2 protein-coding genes are annotated in these 1,872 nt (G+C 63.9%); both read left to right on the top strand.

The genetic code is table 11. From position 1 onward, the window contains the following. Positions 1–773, top strand: a 773-nt coding sequence (locus I71_RS29135) for a circularly permuted type 2 ATP-grasp protein (protein ID WP_042702598.1), incomplete at its 5' end; no start/stop codon positions are given. Continuing rightward, positions 770–1,747 carry an alpha-E domain-containing protein gene (locus I71_RS29130; RefSeq protein WP_042702596.1) on the top strand — a complete coding sequence of 326 codons (978 nt, stop codon included), beginning with the start codon at positions 770–772 and terminating at the stop codon, positions 1,745–1,747. The genes I71_RS29135 and I71_RS29130, both read left to right, overlap by 4 nt. Positions 1,748–1,872 lie beyond the last annotated feature (125 nt).

Raw genomic sequence — 1,872 nt, 5'->3', positions numbered from 1 at the left:
TGCTGCTGTCGCCGGGCACCTACAACTCCGCCTATTTCGAGCACATCTTCCTGGCGCGCGAAATGGGCGTGCCGCTGGTGGAAGGGCGCGATCTGGTGGTGGACAACGACCGCGTCTTCATGAAGACGACCAACGGTCTGGCCCCGGTCCACTCCATCTACCGCCGCCTGGACGACGCCTTCCTCGATCCCAAGGCCTTCAACCCCGACAGCCTGCTGGGCGTGCCCGGCATCCTGGAGGCCTACCGCAAGGGCAATGTCGCGCTGGCGAACGCCATCGGCACCGGAGTCGCCGATGACAAGGCGGTCTACTGCTATGTCCCGCGGATGATCAAATACTACCTGGACCAGGACCCGATCATTCCCAACGTCGACACCCGCATCTGCCGCGAGCCGGATGCCCTGCAATACACGCTGGACAATCTGGCCGATCTGGTGGTGAAGCCGGTGGGCGAAGCCGGCGGTTATGGCATCACCATCGGTCCGCGTGCCAGCAAGGCGGAATTGGAGGATTGCCGGGCAAAGCTGCTGGCCGATCCGTCCAACTACATCAGCCAGCCGGTGGTCGATCTGTCGGTCTGCCCGACCGTCTGCGACGAGGCCATCGAGCCGCGCCACGTCGATCTGCGCCCCTTCGCCATCACCGGCAAGAGCACCTGGGTCCTGCCCGGCGGCCTGTCACGCGTGGCGCTGAAGAAGGGCACGCTGATCGTCAATTCGTCCCAGGGCGGCGGCTCGAAGGACACCTGGGTTCTGGAAGGTGGTGCGGCATGAACCTGCTGTCCCGTTACGCCGAGTGCATTTTTTGGATGGCCCGCTACATGGAGCGGGCCGAAAATCTGGCGCGTATCCTCGACGTGCACGAAACCTTCGCGCGCGACACCCGCGGGGCGACCAACTGGTTCTCCATCGTCCAGTTGAACGCCGACGAGAAGGATTTCTTCAGCCGCCACGACCGCCCGACGGCGGAAGCGGTGATCCACTATTACATGTTCGACGGACAGAACCAGAATTCGCTGCTGTCGATGCTGCGGATGGCGCGGGAGAACGCGCGGACGCTGCGCCCCTGGATCTCGACGGAGATGTGGACGCAGATCAACGTGTTCCACAACAAGCTGCTGGAGATGTCGGTCAAGGACGTGGCGGCGCAGAACCTGTCCAAGGTCTGTACCTGGATCAAGGAGGAGTGCCAGACCCACACCGGCATCACCGAGGGCACCTTCTACCGCGACCAGGGCTGGTATTTCTACCAGATGGGCAAGTACATCGAGCGGGCGGACCAGACCACGCGCCTGCTCGACATCAAATATCACACGCTGCTGCCGTCGCCGCTCGATGTCGGCTCCACGCTGGACGTCAGCCAGTGGACGAGCGTTCTGCGCAGCACCGCCGGTTATCATGCTTTCCGCCGTGTCTATCCCCGCGGCATGTCGCCGACCACCGTCGCCGGCTTCATGCTGTTCAACGAGGGCTTCCCGCGTTCGGTGGTGATGTGCGTTCGGCAGATCGACGGCGTCTTGACGCGGATGCGCTCGCGCTATGACCTGCGCGGCGGCTCTGCGGCGATGGAGCGGGTGGACGAGCTGCTGGCCGCCCTGCTGTCCCGTCCCATCGACGCGGTGCTGCGCGACGGGCTGCATGAATATCTCGACTGGATACAGCTGCAGCTGAGCATCATCACCACGGAGATCGCGCAGGCCTTCTTCGGCGTACAGCCCCCTCTGGCGGTTCAGAGCCAGTCGCAGTAAGCTTCGGTCCGGCGGAGGAGTCCTGCGCTTCTCCGCCCCCTCTTCACTGTCGTGGTGGTTGTCGGTCAGAATGTCGGTCATCCAGCCGCCGCAGCGTCCATTGCAGCAATTCTTCCGGTCGGGCC

This window comes from Azospirillum sp. B506 (assembly GCF_000333595.1).
GTDB lineage: Bacteria > Pseudomonadota > Alphaproteobacteria > Azospirillales > Azospirillaceae > Azospirillum.
This window is presented reverse-complemented; position numbering and strand designations above follow the sequence as displayed.

What these genes read in the sequence shown, in the direction of transcription:
- I71_RS29130 (WP_042702596.1), top strand. Translation starts at nt 770, where the DNA reads ATGAACCTGCTGTCCCGTTACGCCGAGTGCATTTTTTGGATGGCCCGC.